Source organism: Flavobacterium selenitireducens (assembly GCF_014748335.1).
Lineage (GTDB): Bacteria > Bacteroidota > Bacteroidia > Flavobacteriales > Flavobacteriaceae > Flavobacterium > Flavobacterium selenitireducens.
The window spans coordinates 296,261-319,006 of the sequence record NZ_JAAVIY010000003.1; the positions used below are offsets into that span (position 1 = coordinate 296,261).

22 protein-coding genes are annotated in these 22,746 nt (G+C 47.1%); 8 read left to right on the forward strand and 14 right to left on the reverse strand.

Annotated elements, in window-relative coordinates; genetic code table 11:
* Nucleotides 1-91: 91 nt before the first annotated feature.
* From HC229_RS07235 to HC229_RS07260, 6 genes are all read right to left on the reverse strand, one after another.
* Entirely contained in the window at nucleotides 92-2,434 is a 2,343-nt protein-coding gene (locus HC229_RS07235; RefSeq protein ID WP_191019794.1) for a TonB-dependent receptor, read from the reverse strand.
* 373 nt (nucleotides 2,435-2,807) lie between these two features.
* Entirely contained in the window at nucleotides 2,808-3,206 is a 399-nt protein-coding gene (arfB, locus tag HC229_RS07240; protein ID WP_191019795.1) for an alternative ribosome rescue aminoacyl-tRNA hydrolase ArfB, read from the reverse strand.
* The gene (locus tag HC229_RS07245; RefSeq protein ID WP_191019796.1) at nucleotides 3,193-4,824 is read right to left on the reverse strand and encodes a DUF4301 family protein; all 1,632 of its coding nucleotides are present in this window, start codon (nucleotides 4,822-4,824) and stop codon (nucleotides 3,193-3,195) included. The genes arfB and HC229_RS07245 overlap by 14 nt, the downstream gene beginning before the upstream one ends.
* Nucleotides 4,782-5,417 (reverse strand): nicotinamide riboside transporter PnuC, encoded by a 636-nt coding sequence (gene pnuC, locus HC229_RS07250; RefSeq protein ID WP_191019797.1) that lies wholly within the window; start codon nucleotides 5,415-5,417, stop codon nucleotides 4,782-4,784. Before pnuC ends, HC229_RS07245 begins: the two co-directional genes overlap by 43 nt.
* The gene (locus HC229_RS07255) at nucleotides 5,410-6,123 is read right to left on the reverse strand and encodes a phosphoglycerol geranylgeranyltransferase (RefSeq protein WP_191019798.1); all 714 of its coding nucleotides are present in this window, start codon (nucleotides 6,121-6,123) and stop codon (nucleotides 5,410-5,412) included. Before HC229_RS07255 ends, pnuC begins: the two co-directional genes overlap by 8 nt.
* Nucleotides 6,107-6,757, reverse strand: a complete 651-nt coding sequence (locus HC229_RS07260; RefSeq protein WP_191019799.1) for a 4'-phosphopantetheinyl transferase family protein — start codon at nucleotides 6,755-6,757, stop codon at nucleotides 6,107-6,109. Before HC229_RS07260 ends, HC229_RS07255 begins: the two co-directional genes overlap by 17 nt.
* 519 nt (nucleotides 6,758-7,276) lie before the next feature.
* On the opposite strand from HC229_RS07260, the gene ahcY reads away from it, so the two are divergent.
* The 4 genes from ahcY (at nucleotide 7,277) to HC229_RS07280 (ending at nucleotide 11,132) form a co-directional block, all read left to right on the forward strand.
* Nucleotides 7,277-8,593, forward strand: coding sequence for an adenosylhomocysteinase (gene ahcY / locus HC229_RS07265; protein WP_191019800.1), 1,317 nt, complete (start codon nucleotides 7,277-7,279; stop codon nucleotides 8,591-8,593).
* Nucleotides 8,594-8,766: 173 nt separating this feature from the next.
* Nucleotides 8,767-9,300, forward strand: a complete 534-nt coding sequence (locus HC229_RS07270; protein ID WP_191019801.1) for a hypothetical protein — start codon at nucleotides 8,767-8,769, stop codon at nucleotides 9,298-9,300.
* Nucleotides 9,301-9,372: 72 nt separating this feature from the next.
* Nucleotides 9,373-10,467: a hypothetical protein gene (locus tag HC229_RS07275; protein ID WP_191019802.1), complete on the forward strand. Its 1,095-nt coding sequence runs from the start codon at nucleotides 9,373-9,375 to the stop codon at nucleotides 10,465-10,467.
* A gap of 56 nt (nucleotides 10,468-10,523) precedes the next feature.
* The gene (locus HC229_RS07280) at nucleotides 10,524-11,132 is read left to right on the forward strand and encodes a hypothetical protein (RefSeq protein ID WP_191019803.1); all 609 of its coding nucleotides are present in this window, start codon (nucleotides 10,524-10,526) and stop codon (nucleotides 11,130-11,132) included.
* Between the two features lie 315 nt (nucleotides 11,133-11,447).
* Here HC229_RS07280 and rpmA read toward each other — a convergent pair whose 3' ends face one another.
* Nucleotides 11,448-11,708 carry a 50S ribosomal protein L27 gene (gene rpmA, locus HC229_RS07285; protein WP_191019804.1) on the reverse strand — a complete coding sequence of 87 codons (261 nt, stop codon included), beginning with the start codon at nucleotides 11,706-11,708 and terminating at the stop codon, nucleotides 11,448-11,450.
* A gap of 22 nt (nucleotides 11,709-11,730) precedes the next feature.
* A complete protein-coding gene (gene rplU / locus HC229_RS07290) occupies nucleotides 11,731-12,105 on the reverse strand; it encodes a 50S ribosomal protein L21 (RefSeq protein ID WP_191019805.1) in 375 nt (124 codons plus the stop codon).
* 780 nt (nucleotides 12,106-12,885) lie between these two features.
* On the opposite strand from rplU, the gene HC229_RS07295 reads away from it, so the two are divergent.
* Together HC229_RS07295 and HC229_RS07300 are read left to right on the forward strand one after the other, a co-directional pair.
* The gene (locus HC229_RS07295) at nucleotides 12,886-14,208 is read left to right on the forward strand and encodes a M16 family metallopeptidase (protein ID WP_191019806.1); all 1,323 of its coding nucleotides are present in this window, start codon (nucleotides 12,886-12,888) and stop codon (nucleotides 14,206-14,208) included.
* A gap of 62 nt (nucleotides 14,209-14,270) precedes the next feature.
* Complete coding sequence (locus tag HC229_RS07300; RefSeq protein WP_191019807.1) at nucleotides 14,271-16,268, forward strand: insulinase family protein; 1,998 nt, start codon at nucleotides 14,271-14,273, stop codon at nucleotides 16,266-16,268.
* 67 nt (nucleotides 16,269-16,335) lie between these two features.
* Here the strand turns inward: HC229_RS07300 and HC229_RS07305 are convergent, their stop codons facing one another.
* The gene (locus HC229_RS07305) at nucleotides 16,336-17,226 is read right to left on the reverse strand and encodes a DMT family transporter (RefSeq protein ID WP_191019808.1); all 891 of its coding nucleotides are present in this window, start codon (nucleotides 17,224-17,226) and stop codon (nucleotides 16,336-16,338) included.
* A gap of 117 nt (nucleotides 17,227-17,343) precedes the next feature.
* Here HC229_RS07305 and HC229_RS07310 point away from each other — a divergent pair, with 117 nt between their 5' ends.
* On the forward strand, nucleotides 17,344-17,874 hold the full coding sequence (locus HC229_RS07310) for a heavy-metal-associated domain-containing protein (RefSeq protein WP_191019809.1): 531 nt from the start codon (nucleotides 17,344-17,346) through the stop codon (nucleotides 17,872-17,874).
* A gap of 57 nt (nucleotides 17,875-17,931) precedes the next feature.
* Here the strand turns inward: HC229_RS07310 and HC229_RS07315 are convergent, their stop codons facing one another.
* The 5 genes from HC229_RS07315 to mutY all read right to left on the reverse strand — a co-directional run bounded on the left by HC229_RS07315 (nucleotide 17,932) and on the right by mutY (nucleotide 22,103).
* A complete protein-coding gene (locus HC229_RS07315; protein ID WP_191019810.1) occupies nucleotides 17,932-18,405 on the reverse strand; it encodes a hypothetical protein in 474 nt (157 codons plus the stop codon).
* A gap of 20 nt (nucleotides 18,406-18,425) precedes the next feature.
* The gene (gene gldD / locus HC229_RS07320) at nucleotides 18,426-18,992 is read right to left on the reverse strand and encodes a gliding motility lipoprotein GldD (RefSeq protein ID WP_191019811.1); all 567 of its coding nucleotides are present in this window, start codon (nucleotides 18,990-18,992) and stop codon (nucleotides 18,426-18,428) included.
* Entirely contained in the window at nucleotides 18,985-20,280 is a 1,296-nt protein-coding gene (locus HC229_RS07325) for a gliding motility-associated protein GldE (RefSeq protein ID WP_191019812.1), read from the reverse strand. Before HC229_RS07325 ends, gldD begins: the two co-directional genes overlap by 8 nt.
* Before the next feature lie 21 nt (nucleotides 20,281-20,301).
* Entirely contained in the window at nucleotides 20,302-20,733 is a 432-nt protein-coding gene (locus HC229_RS07330) for a single-stranded DNA-binding protein (protein WP_191019813.1), read from the reverse strand.
* Between the two features lie 314 nt (nucleotides 20,734-21,047).
* The gene (gene mutY, locus HC229_RS07335) at nucleotides 21,048-22,103 is read right to left on the reverse strand and encodes an A/G-specific adenine glycosylase (protein WP_191019814.1); all 1,056 of its coding nucleotides are present in this window, start codon (nucleotides 22,101-22,103) and stop codon (nucleotides 21,048-21,050) included.
* A 132-nt stretch (nucleotides 22,104-22,235) separates the two neighbouring features.
* On the opposite strand from mutY, the gene HC229_RS07340 reads away from it, so the two are divergent.
* Nucleotides 22,236-22,526: an HU family DNA-binding protein gene (locus tag HC229_RS07340; RefSeq protein WP_091143810.1), complete on the forward strand. Its 291-nt coding sequence runs from the start codon at nucleotides 22,236-22,238 to the stop codon at nucleotides 22,524-22,526.
* Nucleotides 22,527-22,746 lie beyond the last annotated feature (220 nt).

Here is a 22,746-nt window from a genome sequence, read left to right on the forward strand (position 1 = left end):
GCCGCAGAATTCTCCGTCCGCAGCCCAAAACTACCTCAAAAAAAATCCCGACCAGCCAAAACCGATCGGGATCCATAACCAACTTAAGTAATTAAAATTTCAGTGTAAGTCCCGCCAGGAAATTGATTCCGGCCTGTGGATAGAAACCGGCGCCCTCAACGGTCGTGACGGTTCCCGGCGTCGAAAAATCGTCATCGTAGGTGTAAAAATACCCGTTCGACTCATACTCGTAATCGAAAATATTATTGACCAATCCAGAGATTGCGACCGACCTGAAAAAACCGACGTTTTTCCATTCATACGAAATACTCAAATCGGAAGTCGCGTAACTGTCCAGTTTGGAAGTTTCCGAGTCGATGTTGCCCATATATTGTTCCCCGACGAACTTCGACAACAAGGTAACCTGAAAGCCAGTCGCAGGTGCGAAAGTAATCGCATTGGCCGCCACGACATTAGGTGAAAACGCAATGTTGGTATCGCCCAGATTGGTCAGCGAGCCATCGCGTTGGAAGACGAAATCCTGGTTTTTGTTCGTGCTGACCGTCACGTTAGGGCGAATCGACCATTTGTCTGTGATGGCCAAAGCCGCTTCGACTTCAAGTCCCAGGCGGTAGCTCTTGCCGCTGTTTTCGCGTATCGGCGCGCCCACGTCGTTCAACTCGCCTGTCAAGACCAACTGGTCGTTGTATTTCATGTAATAAGCGTTCACATTGATTCTCGCTTTCGCAGATGCATATCTCCAACCAAGCTCAAAATCGTCCAATTGCTCCGGACGCGGATTGCCGCTTTCGTAATCGGTGCGGTTGGGTTCGCGGTTGGCGCGGGCGTAAGAGGCATACAGGTTTTGACGTTCGTTTATCGAATATGTTGCTCCGGCTTTCGGATTGAAAAAGTTGAAGCGGTCTTGTACGAAACCGGTGTCGAGGCCATTGGCGCTGTAGGAAACACGTCGGTATTGCAAATCAGCAAATAGGTTGAGTTTTTCCAGAACCTGATAGTTGGCTTTCGCGAAGATATTGCCGTCCTTTTTTACGCCGCGATCGTTGTAATAGCGTTGACCGTAAACCGGAAGCACGACACTTCTTGTCCAAAGCACTTTGCCGAAGTGATCGCCGTCGTATTCATTCCAGCCGCCGCCTAAGATCGCATCGAGTTTGTTTTTGCGGTAATTGACCGAAAACGTTCCGCCGTAAAAGTCATTATCGAGCCATTTTTGATCGACGAGGTCGCTTTCTTCGACGAGGCCTCCATCGATAACTTGGGAATCGATACCGTAATCGGACAGGGTTTCGCCTGTGCGGTAATTTTCGTAGTAGCCTTTCCCGATCGTGTAGTGCAAAGCCGCCGTCGAACTCCAGGCGTCGTTCCATCTTTGCGTCCAGTGCAATTGGTAGTGGTCCTGGTCGTAGTTATCGGTTTGGTTGTCGTAAAAACGTGTCACGCCATCGTCATCGACATATTCGCCGGCGGTATTGTAAGTGCGGTCATTGCGCAACTTTTCGGGATCTTCGAGGCCGTTCCACGATTGATAGGTCTTTTCTTTGCCTCCGAAAACGAGCGCTTTGATGAGCGTTCCTTTGTTGACATAAGTTCCTTGCAGAAAATACGATTTGAGGCTTGAGAAAGCGCGATCGATATAACCATCCGATTCGATATTGGACAATCGACCGGCCATTTCGAAGCGCTCGCCAAGCAATCCTGACGAAAACTTGACCGTGTGTTTTCGCGTGTTGAAACTTCCGAACGAATTCGCGATTTCGCCCGAGGCTTTTTCGGAATAGGAATCGGTGAGGACGTTGAGGCTTGCGCCGAATGCACCCGAACCGTTCGTGGATGTCCCGACGCCGCGCTGCAATTGGAGATTCTCTGTAGAAGAAGCAAAGTCCGGCATATTGACCCAAAACGTCCCCATGGATTCCGCATCATTATAGGGAACGCCGTTGATGGTGACGTTGACGCGCGTGGCGTCGGTTCCTCTTACCCGAATCCCGGAATAGCCAATGGCATTACCTGCGTCTGAAGTCGTGACAACGGACGGCAAAAAATTGAGCAATTGCGGGATGTCCTGGCCGAGGTTGCGCTTTTCGAATTCCTCTTTTTTGAGGTTGGAATAGGTAACCGGCGTTTTCGATGTCGCGCGGATCGACTGTACGATCACGTCGTCGAGCTTTTCGACTTTGGTCGTATCCTGGGTCGTTTGGGCAAAAGATGCGAATCCGGTTAATAGGAGGGTTGCGGGAACGAGTGTCGCGTGAGGGATTGAAATGTAAATCCTTTTGGCGGCGGAGCGCAGTGGAGCCGCCGAAAGATTGCAATGTAAAGCCCGACGGCGGCCAAATGTTTTGTTGGTTTCCGGCTCGTCAAGGCCGCCGGCACGCCCATACGATCGTGCCGAATAGTTGCTTTTCAGCAAAAAATGGAATAAAGTTTTCATTCGTAAATGATTACGAATAAAAGGGGCAATTATTCAGGTTATAAAAAAACGGTTTGACGCGTAGGTGCACGCTACGTCGTCGGTGAATTCCTAAACAGCATTACCTGTTCGAGGTTCTATGGGTATAATCTCAGCCCTTGCGAGCACCCCTTTGAGACGGGGCAAAAGTAGTTTAAAATTCCTAAATTCTGACTTTGGAATTTGATATTTTGAGAACGACGATTTTTATTTTAACAATAAAGGCAGAAAAACTGTATAAGGTTTGATTTTTTAAATCTGAACTTTGCAGACCTAACAAATCTTGGAGATTTGTTAGGTCTAGAGATGCAAAAGCAAATCAAAACATCGCGCGCAAAAAAAGCGAAACCTAACTTTAAAGCGGCCTCTTTCGCAATTTCTTGATCTCGGATGCATTTCGCTTTGTCTTCAATCGCTTTTCTACTATCGAACGTGGGATTTTCGTGGCCTTGCGGATTTTGGGAACATGAAGTGCCTTTGCGACGAGTTCGAAGAAACGTTTGGTCACGATTTCCTTGTTCTTGAGCTGGCTTCTGTCTTCGTCGGATTTGAGGATGAGCTGACCCGATTTGTTGAGTCGTGTAACTAATTTTTCGCGCAGACGCGCCTTTTCTTCTTCGGAAAAACAACAGGAGTTTTCGAGATCGAACGTCAATTCTACCTTTGACGCGACCTTGTTGACGTTTTGTCCGCCGGCACCGCTGGAACGTACGGCTTTGTACTGCAATTCCGACTGAATTTTATCCTTGTCCATTTTGCGGTTGATGAGCGGGTTTGAGCAGGTCGTTGACCGTCTTGACCGGATTGAACGTCACGAGCGGTACTTCGACGAAAATGGTATTCCATTTTGCCATGGCGCCGTTCCAGAGACCGGGGAGTTCGTAGGCTTTGAGTTCACGGCCGTTTTTGGCTTTGTTTACGATGAAGCCGCGTTCGTGATCGATAAATTCGGTTAGGTCGAATTTTTCGCCTTTGAAGTCTTTGATCGAACAGACGATGTCTACCGGATTAAAATGCGTCGAGCCGTCGATAATGGCCACTTGCTGCGGATTATTGAGCTCCACCTGTGATGTCTCGACGATCTGAAGCGAGATGTTGCCTTGTTGGCCGCGCACCCAAAACGGGCCGCCTCCGGGTTCGCCTTCGTTTTTTACCATGCCGCAAATGCGAAGCGGCCTGTTCAGTTTTTGTCTGATAAAAGCAATCTTGTTTTCGTTGGTAAACTTGTGGAAGTCGCTGTATATGAAAACGTTGAGTTCTTTTTTGAGGAAATCGATCATCTCGTCTATATCTCCGGGTTCGACATAGTCGCTTTCAATTTGCCTGAGATAGTCGAAAATCTTTTGCTGTGTCGCCATCAGGATGCCTCCGAGCGCCTTTTTGTAAAGTGTAATGACCTCGATATGGTTTTGGATGACGTTGTCGATATTTTTGATAAAGACGATGTCGGCGTCGATTGCATTGAGGTTGTTGATCAGTGCGCCGTGTCCGCCAGGGCGAAAAACGAGATGCCCGTTGTCGTCGCGGAACGGATCGTTTTTGAGGTCGACGCCTATTGTGTCGGTCTGTTTGTCCTGATACGAGAAACTCACGCGGATATCCATTCCAGTTTCGGCCTCGATCGTTGGCTTTGTAGCTGCTATCACAGATTCGAATTCGCCCTGATGTTCTTTCGAGACCGTAAAATGAACATAAGATATGCCATTGGAACTGGCATAGCGCGCGCCTTCTCGCAAATGTTCTTCTATTGGAGTGGCGACGTGGTCGCTGTATTTGTGAAACGGAAGCACGCCCTTTGGTTTGTTGCAATAATCGAATTGGTCGGGCGCGAGCAACGTCTTGATAAGATCGTAATTGCGCCGGTCGGATTCGCGAAGTTCGCCATCCTTTTTATTGAAGTCGACTTTTGCAACCAGGTCTTTGTAAAAAGGAAGATTGTCTTTTCCGGCAAGGAAAATAGACAAGGACGTCATATTGGTGCGGTTGATGTAGGCGTTGATCGTGTCTTTCGTGCTGTCGAATTCGTTCAGGAATGTCGACAGGAATTTAAACATGCGACTGGCCGCGCCCGAGGCTGGAACGAACTTCTTGAGCTTGAACCGTTCTTTATTCGAATCGAAGAATGCCGCCGCTTCCCTAAAATCCGATTCGGAAAAAGCGAGGATACCGTCTTTTAACGTCGCAGGCCGCTCGAGCCAGGTTTTTGGAATGCCCTGCCGGAAAATCTCGAGTTCTTTTTCGATGGTGTCCAGGCTCAGGCCGTGATTTCTGATTTGTTCAAAATCGGAAGTCGAAAACCCGATCTTTCGCAAACGGACTTCCTGGGCAATTATAGGGTTCCCGCTTGGGAGCTGTTCAGTGTTTTTCTCCATTCCAAATACGCCATAATGGCCAAGACGGTGAATATTACGTATTGGAGCGCCAGGATTCCGAGACCGCGATAGGCGTAAATAGGAATAGCGATCAAATCGCCGATGATCCAGAGCGTCCAGTTTTCAATCTTCTTCAAAGCCATGTACCACATGCCGGTAAAGAAAAGACCGGAGATAAAAATATCGAGGTAATTCTCTGTTCGAATTTCGGTTGCGGTGGCTTTGTAAATTGCGAAAATAACCACAATAGTGACCAAAAACATCGCTATTCCTGTTAATTTTTGGGTCGTATCGGTTCGCGAAATCGGAATCGGATTATCGTCCGGACCTTTCTTTGCCCAATTGTACCATCCGAAGATGCTCATGATGGAGTAATAAACATTTATGAGCATGTCCCCAATGTAGTCGGCCCGGAAAAGCAAGTAAACGGTCAGCGTCGTGGCGATGAGGCCGGTCGGATATACGAGAATGTTTTCTTTGCGCGCAAACCAGACACTGGCGATCCCGAAGACGAAAACGATCGCCTCAATGGCAATTACTACGTTTGGCGTATTCCGATAAGAAGCCAGGAAAAAATCGTAAAAATCAGTCATGCTCGAAAAAATTGAGGTCGTTTTCAAATGCCGTACCGATGACGACAAGATCTGCCCCGGCATCGAACGCCATTTGAATTCCTGACTTGCTTCGGATACCGCCTCCGACGATCAACGGTATTTCCAGATTCTCCGAAACGGACGAGATAACATCGGTCGCCACCGGGTTTTTCGCGCCGCTTCCGGCTTCGAGATAGATCAATTTCGTTCCGAGCATTTGGCCCGCAATCGCCGTGGAGACGATTTCCTCTTTGTCAGACAACGGTTCCGTGCCCGATACTTTGGCCACCGCCGTCTGGCTTCCCGAGGCGATCAGCAAGTAGCCCGTCGGAATGATTTCCAGGTTCGAGTTTCGTAGGACTGATGCGGCTTTGACATGATGACCGATCAAAAAATCAGGATTTCTGCCCGAAAGCAACGAAAGAAAAAGGATGCCGTCGGCTTCATGTGAAATTTGGGAAGGATTTCCAGGGAACAAGAGGATCGGCAAATGGCATCGGTCTTTTATTTCGACAATGAGTTCGTCGATCCGGTCGGTAAACACGAGACTTCCGCCAATGAAAATGTGGGTTGCGGGAGAATCGCAAAGTTTCCCGATCAGCAGGTTCAGGTTTTCCCAATCGATTTTGTCCGGATCGAGCAGGATGGCGAGCAATTTTCGGTGTTGGCTTTTGGCCGAGAGTATGTCGTTATAAAGCTGTTGCATCGGTGGTTTCGAACGCGTAGACAAGCATATGGTCTTCGACATATTGGAATTTTACGTCGAAATGGCGGTGCACGCTCTCGAAATCGAGTCGGGCCGTGGCTTGTCCGGAATTGATATCGAATGCAAAAGTAGTGATGTGGTCCTTAAAACTGATGCCGATTTCGTTTCGGATTTTGAAAATCGCCTCTTTCACGCCCCAGATTACCGTAAGTTGGGACACGTACTCATTGGAATTGGGTTCGAGATAGGCTTCTTCATCTTCGGATGTGAATTTGTCGGCTATGCGAACGATTTTGTCGCGCATCAGTTCGAGATCGATTCCCACGGTAACGTCTGAAACGATCACGGCCGAAAACCCATGGGAATGTGAAATCGAAATGTGGTGGCCGTCGCTGAGATGCGGTTTTCCCGTTTTGTCATAGGTCACGTCAAAATCGGTATAGCCGGCCGCTTCGAAAAGTTTCCTAACCGACAGGAAACCGCGTTGATGTTGTTCCGATTTCATCGACATTACGCGCACGACGTTCCAATCTGTTAGGTGGATTTCGTCGAAAAGATCCTCGAAGGCTTCTTCAATGCGCCATACGTAAAGTTTGGTTTTGGGCCCTATATTTTGCTGGAGGTGGAGTGGCATGGAATCGAAAGTCAAAAGTCGAAAGTCGAACGAAAGATCGCGGATGACAGCAGACTGGTTAGACAGCGAATTTAAGCAAAGTTTTTCGGAGTTCGCTTTTGGGGCAGGACAGATTGGCGAATTTCGTTGGGTGTTGGTCACGGTTCGCGTTGGTTTTTCGCGTGCGCGAAGACATAACATATTTCCCAAAATATGTTATGTCTAAGAAAGGCAAAAATGTTCGCATGCAGCTACAGTTTTCCTGTATATTTTCTTAAAGTTCCGATAAATGGCTTTGGTAAGATCGGTCAATTTGGAAATCCTTCGCTTGTATTGGCGCCGCGGCGGGAAGCAGGATATCGATCTTCTGGTTGTGTTGCGAACAATATCCAGGATCGGCCGGCATAGAAAAATCGGAATCAACTACAAACCAAATATTAAGCAAATGGAACACTTGACATAAAGCGATTTTAGGTTTTTTGTTCCGAAAGTTAATCCGTACTTTTGCGGCGATTTACAGACTTTAATCAAAACTTAGATATGAGTACTACGACAATGCCTTATGTGGCGTACAAAGTGAAAGATATTTCCCTTGCGGCCTGGGGACGTAAAGAAATTGAATTGGCCGAGGCCGAAATGCCGGGATTGATGTCACTTCGCGAGGAATTCGGAGCCGAGCAGCCCTTGAAAGGCGCGCGCATCGCCGGATGCTTGCACATGACGATCCAAACTGCGGTTTTGATCGAGACTTTGAAAGCGCTTGGAGCCGAGGTAACCTGGTCTTCTTGTAATATTTTTTCCACTCAGGATCACGCCGCTGCCGCAATAGCAGACGCAGGCATACAGGTTTACGCCTGGAAAGGTTTGAACGAGGAAGATTTCGACTGGTGTATCGAGCAAACGCTTTTCTTTGGTGAAGACCGCAAGCCATTGAACATGATTTTGGACGATGGAGGCGATTTGACAAATATGGTGCTCGATCGCTATCCTGAGTTGGTCGCCGATATCAAAGGTTTGTCAGAAGAGACGACTACGGGTGTCCACAGATTGTATGAGCGTGTGAAAAACGGGACGCTTCCGATGCCTGCTATCAACGTGAACGACTCAGTTACCAAGTCGAAATTCGACAATAAATACGGATGCAAGGAATCTGCAGTGGATGCGATCCGTCGCGCTACGGACGTCATGTTGGCCGGGAAACGCGTTGTCGTTTGCGGATACGGCGATGTCGGCAAAGGAACTGCGGCTTCTTTCCGCGGGGCAGGTTCTATCGTTACGGTTACCGAAATCGATCCAATCTGCGCGCTTCAGGCGGCAATGGATGGATTCGAAGTGAAGAAATTGGACACCGTCATCGGAAACGCCGATATCATCATCACGACAACCGGTAACAAGGATATCGTAGTCGGAAGACACTTCGAGGCGATGAAAGACAAAGCTATCGTTTCGAACATCGGACACTTCGACAACGAGATCGACATGGCTTGGCTCAACAAGAACCACGGAGCATCGAAAATCGAAATCAAACCACAAGTTGACAAATACACGATTGCAGGAAAAGACATCATCGTTTTGGCCGAAGGTCGTTTGGTAAACCTTGGCTGTGCGACCGGTCACCCTAGTTTTGTGATGTCTAACTCGTTCACGAACCAGACTTTGGCCCAAATCGAGTTGTGGAAAAACAGCGCGGCTTACGAAAACGAAGTTTATATGTTGCCGAAACACCTTGACGAGAAAGTTGCGGCTTTGCACCTGGCAAAATTGGGTGTCGAACTCGAGACGCTGAACGACGAGCAAGCAGCTTACATCGGAGTTGAGGTCCAAGGGCCGTTCAAGCCGGAGTACTATCGTTATTAATATACGGATTAAGATCTTCAGGTTTACAAATGGAAACCCTTACAGTAATGTGAGGGTTTTTTTATGGGTTTAAGAAGTTCAGGTTTGATAAATGTGCAAAAAATATTAGGTTTGGGAAATGCATCCGATTTAGGAATCAATCTACTTACCGGATATATCATGAACGCTCAGATATGAAAAAACTAATGCTTATTCCAGCAATGCTTTTACTGCAATCCTGTGCCATTCACGGGCTGACCGACGACTACAAGAAACTCGATGATGCGCAAAAAAGCAGGGTCGCCGACGCGGATTTCCAAAACCCGCAAATCGATAAGATTTACAAGATTACTGGAGCACAACTGCTTTCGGAGATCGCGAAACACGACAAAGTACTGGTTTACGAATTCACGAACGGCTGCACTTCCGATCATTGCAAACCCATGATCGTATATGAAAGGTTCGCCCGAGCCAATGGTTATAAACTGTTTTTAGTGATGAATGGTTACGGCATGCTTGGCGAGACGCTGGCGCAGCGAAATTCGTTTGAAAGTCCTTTGTATGCGATCAATTCCAAGGCGTATCCAACCGTTTACAGGGCAAAATATTCGAGAATGTTCCGACGCGAATTGTCCGGTGCCGCTTATGATGAAGACAATTACGGCGGCCTGTTTTTCTTTGAAAACGGGAAATTCGTAAAGCAGTTGTCCGATTTGCCGAATAGTTAAAAATAGGATTGGCGGTAATGACAAACCCAAATGTTTTGTGCGGAATTTATATATTGTGCAAAAAAAGTGAGGATGAAAAAAATTATTGGGTTTTTCGCTGTTGTTTTGACAATGACCGTTGCCGGATGTTCTGATTCTGACGATCGTCCGGACGGCAATCTCAGCGACGACGAACCGTATGTGCCGGTTTATCCGACGGTGAATCTTGACGCAGTTCCGTATGCGACGTTGTCCGAATACACGTTTTTCAAGAACACTTTAAAAGAACTTTCTCCCGCAGACGGCGTGCTTCCGTACGATCTCAACAGCGGTCTGTTTACCGATTATGCTTCCAAAAAACGCTTTGTCTGGATGCCGGACGGCGTGAAAGCCAATTATGTTTCAGATACGGAATCTCTGGATTTTCCAGTCGGAACCTGTCTTATCAAAAACTTTTATTACGAGCAGCACGCCCCGGACAACACGCCAAAAATCATCGAAACCCGTTTGATGATCATGAAGCAGGACGGATGGGTTTTCGCGAGCTATATTTGGAATGACGCGCAAACCGAGGCCGTTCTCAATGAAGTTCCCGTCCAAAAAAATGTTCAATTCACCCAAAACGGCCAGCAGTACGACATCAACTACCAGATTCCTTCGCCTTCGCAGTGTATCGCCTGTCATCGAAAGGACGGTGCCCCAACGGCGATCGGGCCTAAGCCGCAAAACCTGTTCAAGAATTACGCATATCCGGACGGCTCCATGAACCAATTGGCCAAATGGACGCAGCATGGCTTTTTGCAGAATGCACCGTCATCGGTCGTGGCGTCGGTAGATTGGAAGGATCAGGCGAAATCACTCGATTTGCGCGCGCGTTCCTACCTCGATATCAACTGCGCGCATTGCCATTCGCCAGGCGGGCCTTGCGATTACACGCCTATGGATTTGGCATTTTCCGCCACGGCAGACGCCACAAACTACGGATTTTGTGTCGCGCCACAGGACGGCGGGTCGGGATTGCCTTATATCGTTGCCGGACGTGATTTCGCGAATTCACTGATGCCGTTTCGGATGAGCACAAACGACCAGTCGCAAATGATGCCGAACCTCGGTCGTACCATCGTCGATGATGAAGCGGTTTTGTTGATCAAGCAATGGATTGACGGAATGCCGGAGAGTTGTCCGTGATTTATTTGTCGGACGATAACGTGCTGCAATCAATTGTGAAAATTTAGAAAAGTGATATGAGAACTCTGTCGGTTTACACACTTTTCACATGCATCACTGTCAATTTAGTGTCAGCTCAAAAGATTACGAATGATTCAATAATGTATCTGGATGAGGTTTCTGTGTCAAGACATGAAGAAGTCGTCATCAAGACAAAAGGAAGGCGTGGCGAAACACGCGGTTTTCAAAATGAGAAATTTCAATTTGTTTCACTGGTTGAGGGAATTCCGAAAGGAGAAATCTCTTCTTTGGTGTTATATTTCAAAAATCCGGAATTTCGGGATTATGATGATGTAGAATACGAACTGAGGCTTTTAATACTAGAAGTTGGTAAAAACGGTTCTCCCGGAAACGCAATTTCAGATACTGATTTACGATTCAAAATTAAATCTGGAAATAAAAACAAAGTTGAATTAGATCTGCGAGCTTTGAATCTAGAGTCGCGGAATCGATTATTTTTTGGATTTGAAATTATAGAATACAACGGCAAAATCCCTCTTATTTTAGACTTTTGGGAGACACGAACCGAAGTGTCTTTTTTCAAAGATCGCGAAAATGAATGGAAAAGGCCAAGCGGCTTTTTAGCTACCTTAAAGATGGAACTTGCAATTTGGCCTATCGACTAACCCTCTCGCATGGCTCATATTGATTGATCGCCTGTTCGAACTAACGTAGCGCGCCTTTTTCATAATTTCCTTTCATCCGAAAAAGATTCGAATTATCTGAAAAGCTGTTACGGCCAGGTTGCGCGTCGGAATTGCCTGGAAAACTATCAGAATTATGAAAACGGCTATGCGGATGAGATGTTTTTTTGGAACTGAAAATTCGTGAAAACACTTAACGATTTGCTTAACAGTTAATTTGGAAGCCGTCGCGCGAAATCCCATATATAAAAAAACCCGTCCAAAAGAACGGGTTTTTTATTTTCAAGTCGGTTTTGATTAAGCCTGGAAAGGCTCGATTGAAACGTAAGACTTATTGTTTGCTTTTTTCTGGAATTTAACCAATCCGTCGACACGAGCGTGTAGCGTATGATCTTTACCCATGTAAACATTTTCTCCTGGGTTGTGCTTGGAACCGCGCTGACGAACGATAATGTTACCAGCGATGGCAGCCTGACCTCCGTAAATCTTAACGCCTAGACGTTTCGATTCTGATTCGCGTCCGTTCTTGGAACTACCGACACCTTTCTTGTGAGCCATGACGTATATCTTTTAAAATTAATTATTCTTCTGTTGCAGTCTCTTCAGTCTTCTTTGCAGCAGCCTTCTTTTTCGGAGCGGCTCCAGGCAAAGTGATTCCTGAAATTTGGATTTGGGTCAACGCCTGACGGTGACCGTTTTTCTTTTTGTAACCTTTTCTGCGTTTTTTCTTGAAAACGATTACTTTTTCACCTTGAAGGTGTTTGATTACGGTAGCTTCTACTGAAGCTCCATCTACAGCCGGGGCGCCCAAAGTCACAGTTCCGTTGTCGTCAAGCAAAAGCACTTTCGCGAAAGAAATCGCGTCGCCTTCATTGCCTGCCAAACGGTGAACATAAACCTTAAGGTCTTTGCTTACTTTAAATTGTTGCCCTGCTATCTCTACGATTGCGTACATAACAATATGTTTGAAATTGATTAAAAATGGGTGCAAATATACGATTAATAAACAACGGTGCAAGAAGTTGGGCAAAAAAAGTCTAATGTTTTAAGGCAAAAACGGCGATGTCGCATGACACCTCAGCGCAAAATAGTAACGGTTCTATTTTTGGGCGCGACGGCGGCTTCAAACAATTGGTAAAATAGATTGGTGTGAGGCCGCCGTCAGGCTGTGCGCTGTATCTTTTAGTTTGGGGCCGGCCCCGGCCGGCCCCAAACTAAAAGGATGCCGCTTCCATCCTTCGCGCAAATTGAGTGGCAACGAAAATAAGTGGCTTTAACAAAAAAGGCAGAAAATCTGTATCTGTTGTTGCGTGCCATGGCCGAACTTTGTAGACATAACAGATTTTTAAAAATCTGTTATGTCTTACAGACAAACCCGCGGCTTTTATTGTATCGATTTTTCTATCCTGCATTAAGGCGCCCAACCGTCGTTCGCTCAACTTGGGCAATTCCCGCTTCAATGAACGGGATTCGCGCGAGGGATGGAAGCGGCATCCTCTTGGGTTGCGCCCCCGCAGCAAGCCAAGAGATATAGCGAACAGCCCGACGGCAGCTTTCGCGAATTTAAGTGTTGAAACGGCGCGGTCGATTTATCTTGATTTGGCGTTGTAGCGACGGCTGCCGGCGCGCCCTAAAAATTTTAAAAACCGTCTCATTTCCACCTAAAAAACATACTTTTGGCGTAACAAACAATTCCCAATACATACAAACACGCAATTATTAATCAATTACCTTTATGAAAAACACAATAATGGCTTTGGGTTCTGCACTACTGCTATCGGGAACCGTCACTGCCCAAAAGGTGGCGTTCGAGGAGTTTGACCTCGACAACGGCATGCACGTAATTTTGCACAACGATAACTCGGCTCCGGTAGTGATTACCTCGGTGATGTACCACGTCGGCGCTAAAGATGAGCAGCCGGATCGCACAGGTTTCGCCCACTTTTTCGAGCATCTTTTGTTCGAAGGGACTAAGAATATCCAACGAGGCGAATGGTTCAAAATCGTAACGTCTAACGGCGGAACTAACAACGCCAACACTTCTGACGACCGTACCTATTATTTTGAAGTTTTCCCGTCCAACAATCTCGAGCTTGGTTTGTGGATGGAGTCCGAGCGTTTGATGCATCCGGTGATCAACCAGATCGGCGTCGATACGCAGAACGAAGTCGTCAAAGAGGAAAAACGCCTTCGCGTAGACAACCAACCTTACGGGAATTTGTTGGCCGAGGTCAAGAAGAATATGTTCAAAAAGCACCCTTACCGTTGGGCGACGATCGGTTCGATGGATCACCTTGATGCTGCGAAACTTGAGGAATTCCAGGCATTCAACAAAAAGTATTACGTTCCGAACAACGCGGTCTTGGTGATTGCCGGACAATTCGACAACGCCCAGGCCAAAGAGTGGATCAAGAAATATTTCGGACCTATCCCGAAAGGCCCGGCCATTACGCGCCAAACGTTTACCGAAGATCCGATCACATCCACATTGAAGGCAACATATACCGATCCTAACATCCAAGTTCCAATGGTCGTTGCGGCTTATCGCACACCGTCCATGAAAACGCGTGATGCTCGTGTATTGGATATGATTTCGACATATTTGACCGATGGAAAAAGCTCGAAGCTCTACAAGAAAATCGTAGACGAGAAAAAAATGGCACTTCAAGTGGGCGCGTTCTCTTTCTCGCAGGAAGATTACGGTATGTACATCATTTACGGAATGCCGCTCGGCGCGACCGAAACGACGGCTATCCTTAAAGAATGTGACGATGAGATCGTGAAGTTGCAGACGGAGCTGATTTCAGACAAGGACCTTCAAAAACTCAAAAATAAATTCGAGAACCAATACGTGAACAGCAATGCAAGCGTCGAGGGAATCGCAGAAAACCTAGCTTCTTACTATTTGTTGTACGGAGACGTGAACCTGATCAACACCGAGATCGACATTTACCGTTCGATCACCCGGGAAGAAATCAGAGATGTGGCCAAGAAATACCTCAATTCCAACCAGCGCCTGCTGCTTGACTACGTTCCATCTAAAGACAAACAAAACTAAGAGAGAATCAGATCATGAAGAAAATAATCATAGCCGCCACAGGTTTGTTTTTAACACTTACTATGCAAGCACAAGACAGACCGCAACCAAAACCGGGTCCGGCTCCGGTAATAAACGTGAAAGCGCCTGAAACGTTCAAGCTGCCAAACGGTTTGAAAGTGCTTGTCGTGGAAAACCACAAGCTTCCGCGTGTTTCGTACAATCTTACGCTCGACAACGCTCCTTACGCCGAAGGCAATAAAAAGGGAGTTGCCGATCTTACAAGCGAACTCATCGGAAAAGGAAGCAGGAAAATCACAAAAGACGCTTTTAACGAAGAAGTCGACTTCCTTGGTGCCGACATCAGTTTCTCGGCAAACGGCGCTTATGCGAGCTCGTTGTCGAAATATGGAAACCGCGTTCTGGAGTTGATGGCCGAAGGCGCCTTGAGCCCTAATTTCACCCAAGAGGAATTCGACAAGGAGAAAACCCAATTGATCGAAGGTCTCAAAACCCAGGAGAAAAGTGTTCCTGCCGTTGCCGGTCGCGTTCGCGGAGTTTTGGCTTACGGAAAGACGCATCCGTCAGGAGAATATCTTACCGAGGAAACCATCAACAATGTGACGCTCCAGGACGTCAAGCAGAATTATTACACTTATTTTGTTCCGGGAAATGCTTACCTCGTAGTTATCGGAGATGTGAAGCCTGCCGATGTCAAAAAGCAAGTAACCAAACTCTTCGGAAACTGGAAGTCCCAGAAAGCGCCTAACGTTTCCTACACCGATCCTAAAAACGTCCAGTACACCCAAATCAACTTCGTCGACATGCCGAATGCGGTACAGTCTGAAATTTCGTTGATCAATACCGTGCGTCTCGAGATGAAAGATCCGGACTTTTTCCCGGCTATCCTGGCCAACCAGGTCTTGGGTGGTGATTTCAACAGCTACCTGAACATGAACCTTCGCGAAGCCCACGGCTGGACGTATGGCGCCCGTTCGGGAATCAGCGGAAGCCGTTACGTTACGACATTCTCGGCCTCATCACAGGTGCGCAATGCCGTTACCGACAGCGCCGTCGTGGAATTCATGAAAGAAATCAAGCGCATCCGCACTGAAAAAGTTTCCAAAGAAGTTTTGGATGCCGTGAAAGCAGGCTACATCGGTCGTTTCGTCATGCAGGTCGACAAACCTCAGACGATCGCTCGTTACGCTTTGAACATCGAAACAGAAGGCCTTCCTGCCGATTTCTACAAAAATTACATCAAAAGCATCGAAGCCGTTACGCCGGAAGACATACAGCGCGTGGCCAACAAATACTTCCTTGCCGAAAACCAGCGTATCATCATCGTGGGCAAAGGATCGGATGTGTTGCCGTCGCTCGAAAAATTCAGCGCGACCACGAAAATCCCGATCGTGTTCTTTGACAAATTCGGAAACCAGGTCGCCAAGCCGGAAGCTAAGAAAACGGTTGCCACTGGCGTTACCGCAAAATCGGTTCTCGAGAATTACGTAAAAGCGATCGGCGGCGAAAAGGCCATTGCGGGAATAAAAACGACTTCGGCTACGTTTGAAGGCAACGTTCAGGGAACACCGCTTGTATTGACGATGAAAAACGCTTCGACGGGCAAATCGTCGGTAAACATGAATGCGATGGGCATGACGGTGATGAAGCAAGTCACGAACGACAAAGGCGCGTATATGGAGCAACAAGGCCAGCGTAAAGATTTTACAGGAGAGGAATTGGCTGACAGGAAAGAATCCGCTCGTCCTTTCAAGGAATTGCAATGGATCAAGAAGTCAGATGTTACGCTTGCCGGAATTGAAACCATCAACGGAACCGACGCTTATGCGATCAAGTCCGGGAAATCGACGGTATATTTCGACACGAAGACGGGATTGAAGGTAGCCGAATCCAAAGCATCGGATCAAGGCGTGCAAACCATGAACTTCGGCGACTACAAAGAGGTCAAAGGCGTCAAATTTCCGCACAAGATGACCGTGGTCCAGCCTCAGATGGAGATCGAATTCACGGCCACCGACGTCAAAGTAAACGAAGGTGTCACCGATGCGGACTTTCAATAATTGATTCTCCGGGCAATTCGTCCGCAAAAATAGCCTTAAGGCCGCCGTAACAGGTGGCCTTCTTGTTTTATTTCGGTATCGGCGGCGCCTCGCGTCGGCTGCTGAGCCAAACACCGACAAGTACGATCAAGGCTCCCAAAAGCTGCCAGGGCGTTAGCGTTTCTCCGTCCGACAATCCCCAAAAGAAAGCTACGATTGGAATCAAATAGGTAACCGACGATGCAAAAACCGGAGTTGAAATTTTAATCAGGCGGTAGAACAGTAAATTGGCGATTCCCGTGCCCACGATTCCCAAGATCGCTACGAAACCGGCGGCGTGTTGGACATCGACCTCTTGCCAGTGGCTGAAAAAACCCGACATTCCAAGGATGCACAAGGCGGGAAGCAAAAGCACGGCGAGATTTCCGGTCGCGATCGCCATGGGCGGCAAGTCCGACACATATTTTTTGACGAGGTTGATGTTGATGCCGTACGAAAGTGCGCCGGCAAACGCCAATAACGCATACCAATTGTTCGAGTTCCCGCCCGCAGATGATTCGCCGCCGAGGATCAGCAGCAAGCAACCTGCGAGGCCGACGACAACGCCAAGGATTTGCTTGCGCCTGTAATCGAGCGCAAAAAGCACGATACCTACCCATAAGGTATTCAGCGGCGTAAAAGCGTTCATGATCCCGCTTACCGTACTGCTGATGTGGGTTTGTGCCAATGCAAACAAAAAGGCGGGCATAAAGCTTCCGAACAGAGCCGTCAAGCCGATGAATTTCCATTTTTCGCGCGGTATTTGCGCCAGCGAACGAAAACCGACAACCAAAAAGAAAAGGGCCGCGAAGATCATCCGCAACGAACCCAATTCGTAAGGTGACAAGCCAGCAAGCCCGCGCTTAATCAGGATAAACGAGCTTCCCCAGATCAATGCGAGCAGGAAAATAAACAATAATCGATTGTGGGCGGTTTTCATGGGAGTTGTTAATTAACAGTCCAAAATTGTAATAAATTTATGACTTGCAGCATGCAATTTTGCTATTTTTGTAAGCTGTTCCAATCGAACGCTTTAACCCAACAAAAAGTTACGTACATGAATCTTAAGAAATCACTTCTGATGGCTGCTTTGCCGGTTCTCTTTTTGACCGCTTGCAAGCAGAATGACAGCGCCGCTTCGGCTGACGCGAAGGCTGAGACGGCTTCGGTTGCTGCCGAGCCGGAAACGGCAAGCTTTAAAATCGACGGAATGGTTTGCGCCGTCGGATGCGCCAAGACGATCGAGAAAAAACTTGCGTCGCTTGACGGCGTTACGAAAGTAAGTGTAGACTACGATAAAAAGGAAGCTACCGTCGAATTTGATGCAGCTAAGCAAACGCCGGAGCAACTGGTCGAAACCGTAGAGAAAGTCGGGGACGGAAAGACATATAAGGTTTCTGATCTCAAGGCGTCCGGAAACCACGCTGCGGTATTTGTAAGCCACGAAAAAGAAAAAGAGAAAGACAAAAAGAAGTCGAAAAAAGACAAAAAAGCCGCTGCTGGAAAATCTGAAAAAAAAGAAGGTTGCAGCGAGTCGAAAGAAGCCAAAGCAGGATGCTGCGCCAAGAAAAATGCGCACTCGGCATAATCATATCTGATAAAGTAAGAAGAAAGGGATTCGAAAGAGTCCCTTTTTTATTGCGCATTAGTCCGTTAGCGGAGGTTTTCTCAGTTCCAGCGTGTATTCGTTCTTTAAGGTCTTAATGATGATAGCGAACCAAAACGATTGTGTCCCGTTTCCATCTTCCAAGCGTAATATTCGCTCATTTCTGGATTTATATGTGTACGTCTCAAGCGGCATTCCGTTGATTAAAAGCGTCGGGCGAAATTCGAGTGTATTGCTGATCTCTGCGAAATTTAATGGCCTTTCGCTGATAAGAACGTAGCCTTTTTCACGCAACAAATGTTCGATATGAGGGCGAAATTTTTTGGAACGCTCATATTTTGCGGTCAAGATCCAGGTCGTAATGACGCATCCGGCAATCGTAATTGGAATCATCACTTCAGTAAGTTCGTTGGAAATGATGCCTTCACTTGCCAAGCTTACGATAATCGCTATGAGCACAAGGCCTGCCGCAAAAACCGACAATCCGATAATCAAATTCATTTTGTTGATCATTCCCGCGATTTGTCTTTAGATTACTTCCAATACATCGATTCCATCATGGTCTGCAAGTCGTTTTTGATATAGTCGACAGCCGGAAAAATGGAGTCGTAATTGGGTTTCGCGTAGAAATAAAGCGAGCCGGTAACAAAATGGCGCGTGCTGTCGGTAAGGTAAAACTGGGAGTTCGTCGCCGCATTCCCGCCCACGCTGTAAAACATGCCGTAGACGTTCTTCTCAGGATTCATGAACGGCTGCTCGACGATTTCGTCTGCCTTGATGACGTGTTTGTAAGTCAGATTTTGCGCGTCCCTCAACAATTTCGTACGTTCCAACGCGTCGTGAATCGGTTTGTAGGTGATGTAGACCGTGGCCTTCATCTTCGGATAATTGATCTCGAAATTGCAGCCTTTCTTCTTGATCGTTGCGTCTCCATTGACATAAAATCCGTAGGGACAGTCGCTCTCAAAAGTGCCATATCGCGCGATAGGGTAGTCGAGGCGCAATTTGCCGGCCGGTTTGGGCAATACTTCGTCCTTGCATCCGAAAATAGAAAACAACATGGCGGTGACGACGAGGTAAGGCGTAAGTTTTTTAATCATTTTCGATGGCGGCTTTAATTTGTTTGATGCGTTTGCGGTCTACCGATTCTATTGTAAAACGGATGTTCCCGAAATTTATTTTCTGTCCTTTCCTTGGGAAATTGCCCAAAACCTCAAGCAAAAAACCAGCAAGCGTCTCGGCTTCGCCTTTTGCTTTTTCAAATTCCGATTCGTCAAGCGCGATGATTCGGTAGAAATCCCTGAGGTTGATCTTGCCTTCGAACAAAAACGTCTTGTCGTCGATTTGGGAGTACGAAATGTTGTCATCGTCGAACTCGTCTGAAATATCGCCTACGATTTCCTCGATTACGTCTTCAAGCGAAACGATGCCCGACGTTCCTCCGTATTCGTCCACGACCACGGCCAAGTGGTTTTTCATGCCCTGAAAGTCCTTGAGCAGGTTGTCGAGCTTTTTGTTTTCAGGGACAAAAAACGGTTCGCGTATCAACGCCTGCCAGTCAAATTCGGTCTTGCCGATGTGCGGAATCAAGTCTTTCACGAACAAAACGCCCACGATATGATCGATGTCGTTTTCGTAAACCGGAATCCTCGAGTAACCCTTGTCGATGATCTCGGGCATGATTTCGGCGTAAGTATCGGTGATGTCCAAAGCGAAAATATCGATGCGCGGGCTCATCACCTGTCGCACTTCGGTATTGCCGAAAGAGACGATTCCTTCGAGGATTTTTTGTTCCTGACGGGTGGTTTCATCAGATGAAGTCAACTCAAGTGCCTGCGACAATTGATCTACCGAAATATTGGATTTTTGTTTGGCCCCGAGCTTGTCGTTGAGGAAATTCGTCAGCGATCGCAGCGGAATACTTATCGGCGTAAGCAACGTGTCAAGGAATGACAGCGGAGAAGCGATAAACAGCGCAAATCTCAGGCTATTCCTGTTGGCGTAAATCTTCGGTAACACGTCTCCGAAAAGCAAAATGAGAAACGTGACCAACACGATCTCGACGGCGAACTTCAGCCTGGTGTTTTCGATGAATCCGAACAGGGAAGTCCCGATCGTAAAAAACAGCACGATTACGCACATGTTCACAAAACTGTTGGTCACAAGGATCGTCGCAAGCAATTTTTTAGGACGTTTCAGCAAGCCGGAGAGCACTTTCGATTTTTTCGGGTGCGCCTTCGCAGATGCGTCGAGATCATGGGCGGAAAGAGAGAACAGCGCCACCTCGGCAGCAGAAACCAAGGCCGAACAGACGAGCAACAACAAAATTACCGCAAAACCTATGGCAATGCCAGCTTGAGTAGCAAGAAATTCGGGATCAGGGTCCAAATTTGGAATGATTGGTTAAACTTAGAACGGAAGGTCGTTTTCAGGGAGGTCGCCCCGTTCGTAACTGGTTCCCTTAGGCACGTTTCCAGACGGTTGCCTGTTTGCGTCTAGGTCTTTTTTGACGTTGAGGAACGTGAATTCAGTGACCTGGATTTCCGTAGTAAACTTGGTCGTGCCGTCTTCAGCTTGCCACTGACGTGACTTGATGCGCCCTTCCACGTAAATTTTGTCGCCTTTCGAGAGGTATTTTTCGCAAATCTCGGCCGCTTTGTTGCGCACCACGAGGTTGTGCCACTCCGTAGACGTGATTTTTTCGTTCGTCGATTTGTTGATGTAGGTCTCGTTCGTAGCCAGCGGAAATCTTCCGATGCAGTTGCCTCCGTCGAAATAATGCATTTTCACTTCATCGCCCAGATGGCCTATCAGCATGACTTTGTTAAGTGTTCCGCTCATGTTGGATGGTTTAGATGTGTAAATATAGTCAATTAGATAATTAGCGAATGAGGTAATTAGCGAATTAGCGAACGAGTCGATGAGATAATTAAAAAAATAGATAATTGGAATTTGGGTGTCGATAACTCAAAATATCGAAATCATCTCCATCATCTAATCGTCTAATTATCTAATCGTCTAATTTTTCATTGGCGTTGCGCCGGATCGCGCCACTCTTCCAATCCGAATTCCTGCCGGCGCCAGGCTGTGCGTTCCAATTCCTCGCAATCCCTCCGGAAGCCTTCGGGATCGCTGCGGGATTTCCACTTCCATCCTTAACGCGGCCCCGATCCAAGAAGCAAATCCTGGTTGCCAAAATAACGCTCGATGAAGTTGTGGATCACGACCGGAACGGGAAATTGAGCAAGTTCCCCAATCGAAACTGCCTCGGGAAGCGTTCCCGCCACATCGACTTTCCAAAACGTGACATGCAAATGTTGGTGCGACAGCTTGTGCACGATCGCCATTGAATTGATGCGCGAAACAGAAAGGACTTCGTTTTCGATTGAATCGGACACCATCGCAAGATCAGCCTCGGCCTGGGTTTCAACCAACGGAAACTCGTATAAGTTCTGCCAGATTCCTTTGCCGTGCCGTTTTTGGAGCACCGTATTTCCTTCAGAATCCAAATAAACGAGGTAATTGAAATAGCGGTTGACGACTTTCGTTTTCTTAAGTTTGACTGGTAGTTTCCCGACCTTGTTTTGCTTAAGTGCGAGACAGGAATCGTTCATGACGCAAATCCCGCAATCCGGATTCTTGGGGACGCATTGCAACGCCCCGAATTCCATGATGGCTTGGTTGAACATCCCCGGGTTATCTTTGGGCATCAATTCGAATGCGATGGACGCGAACTCTTTTTTGGTTTTCGGCAGCGAAATGTCCGACTCAATATCGAAATAGCGCGCCAGGACACGGAACACGTTCCCGTCTACCACCGGAACGGCCTCGTCATAAGAAAAAGAAGCGATCGCAGCCGCCGTGTAGTCGCCTATGCCTTTGAGGCTCAGTAATTCGCGGTGTGTCTTCGGGAAAATTCCGTTGAGATCGGCGGCAATCGTTTTGGCTGTAGCGTGGAGGTTGCGCGCCCGCGAATAGTAGCCCAGTCCTTGCCAGAGTTTAAGCACTTGTTGTTCATCGGCCTGAGCGAGGTCGAATACGGTCGGAAACGCCTCTTCAAACGCAAAATAGTAGGGCATGCCTTGCGCGACGCGGGTTTGCTGCAGCATGATTTCGGATAGCCAAATTTTATACGGATCCTGAGTTTGGCGCCAAGGCAAATCCCGTTTGTTTTGTAAATACCAAGAAATAAGGCGTTTAGCGAAGTCCATGATAGCGCGGCAAAGCGGTCAAAAGTAAAGGATATGTTATTAAATTTTAATTAATTATGGTTGAATTATTGGTTTTTTAATTCTTATATTTGCACCTCAAAAAATATCACACAATAATTAATACGCAAGAAAATGACGAAAGCAGATATCGTAGCGAAAATTTCTGAGAAGTTAGGTCTTGAAAAAGGCGATGTACAGGCGACTGTAGAATCATTCATGGATGAGGTCAAGACTTCTCTCGAAACAGGAGACAACGTTTATTTGAGAGGTTTCGGAAGCTTCATCATCAAGACAAGAGCCGAAAAAACCGGAAGGAACATCTCTAAAAACACCACGATCAAGATCCCTGCTCACAACATCCCGGCATTCAAACCTGCAAAGGTGTTTGTTGAAGGTGTAAAGACCAACAACGAAGCAAAATAAACCTATCATTAATTCACAAACAATCGCATTATGCCAAGTGGTAAAAAGAGAAAAAGACATAAGGTAGCGACGCACAAAAGAAAAAAACGTGCAAGAGCTAACCGTCACAAGAAGAAAAAGTAGTTCTTTAACTACTTTTTCTTTTTAGAACTACTTCCATTTTTTGGTAAGAAAGTTCCAAAACGTTCATTGAAATTGGATTTGGGCCAAAGAAGCAAGA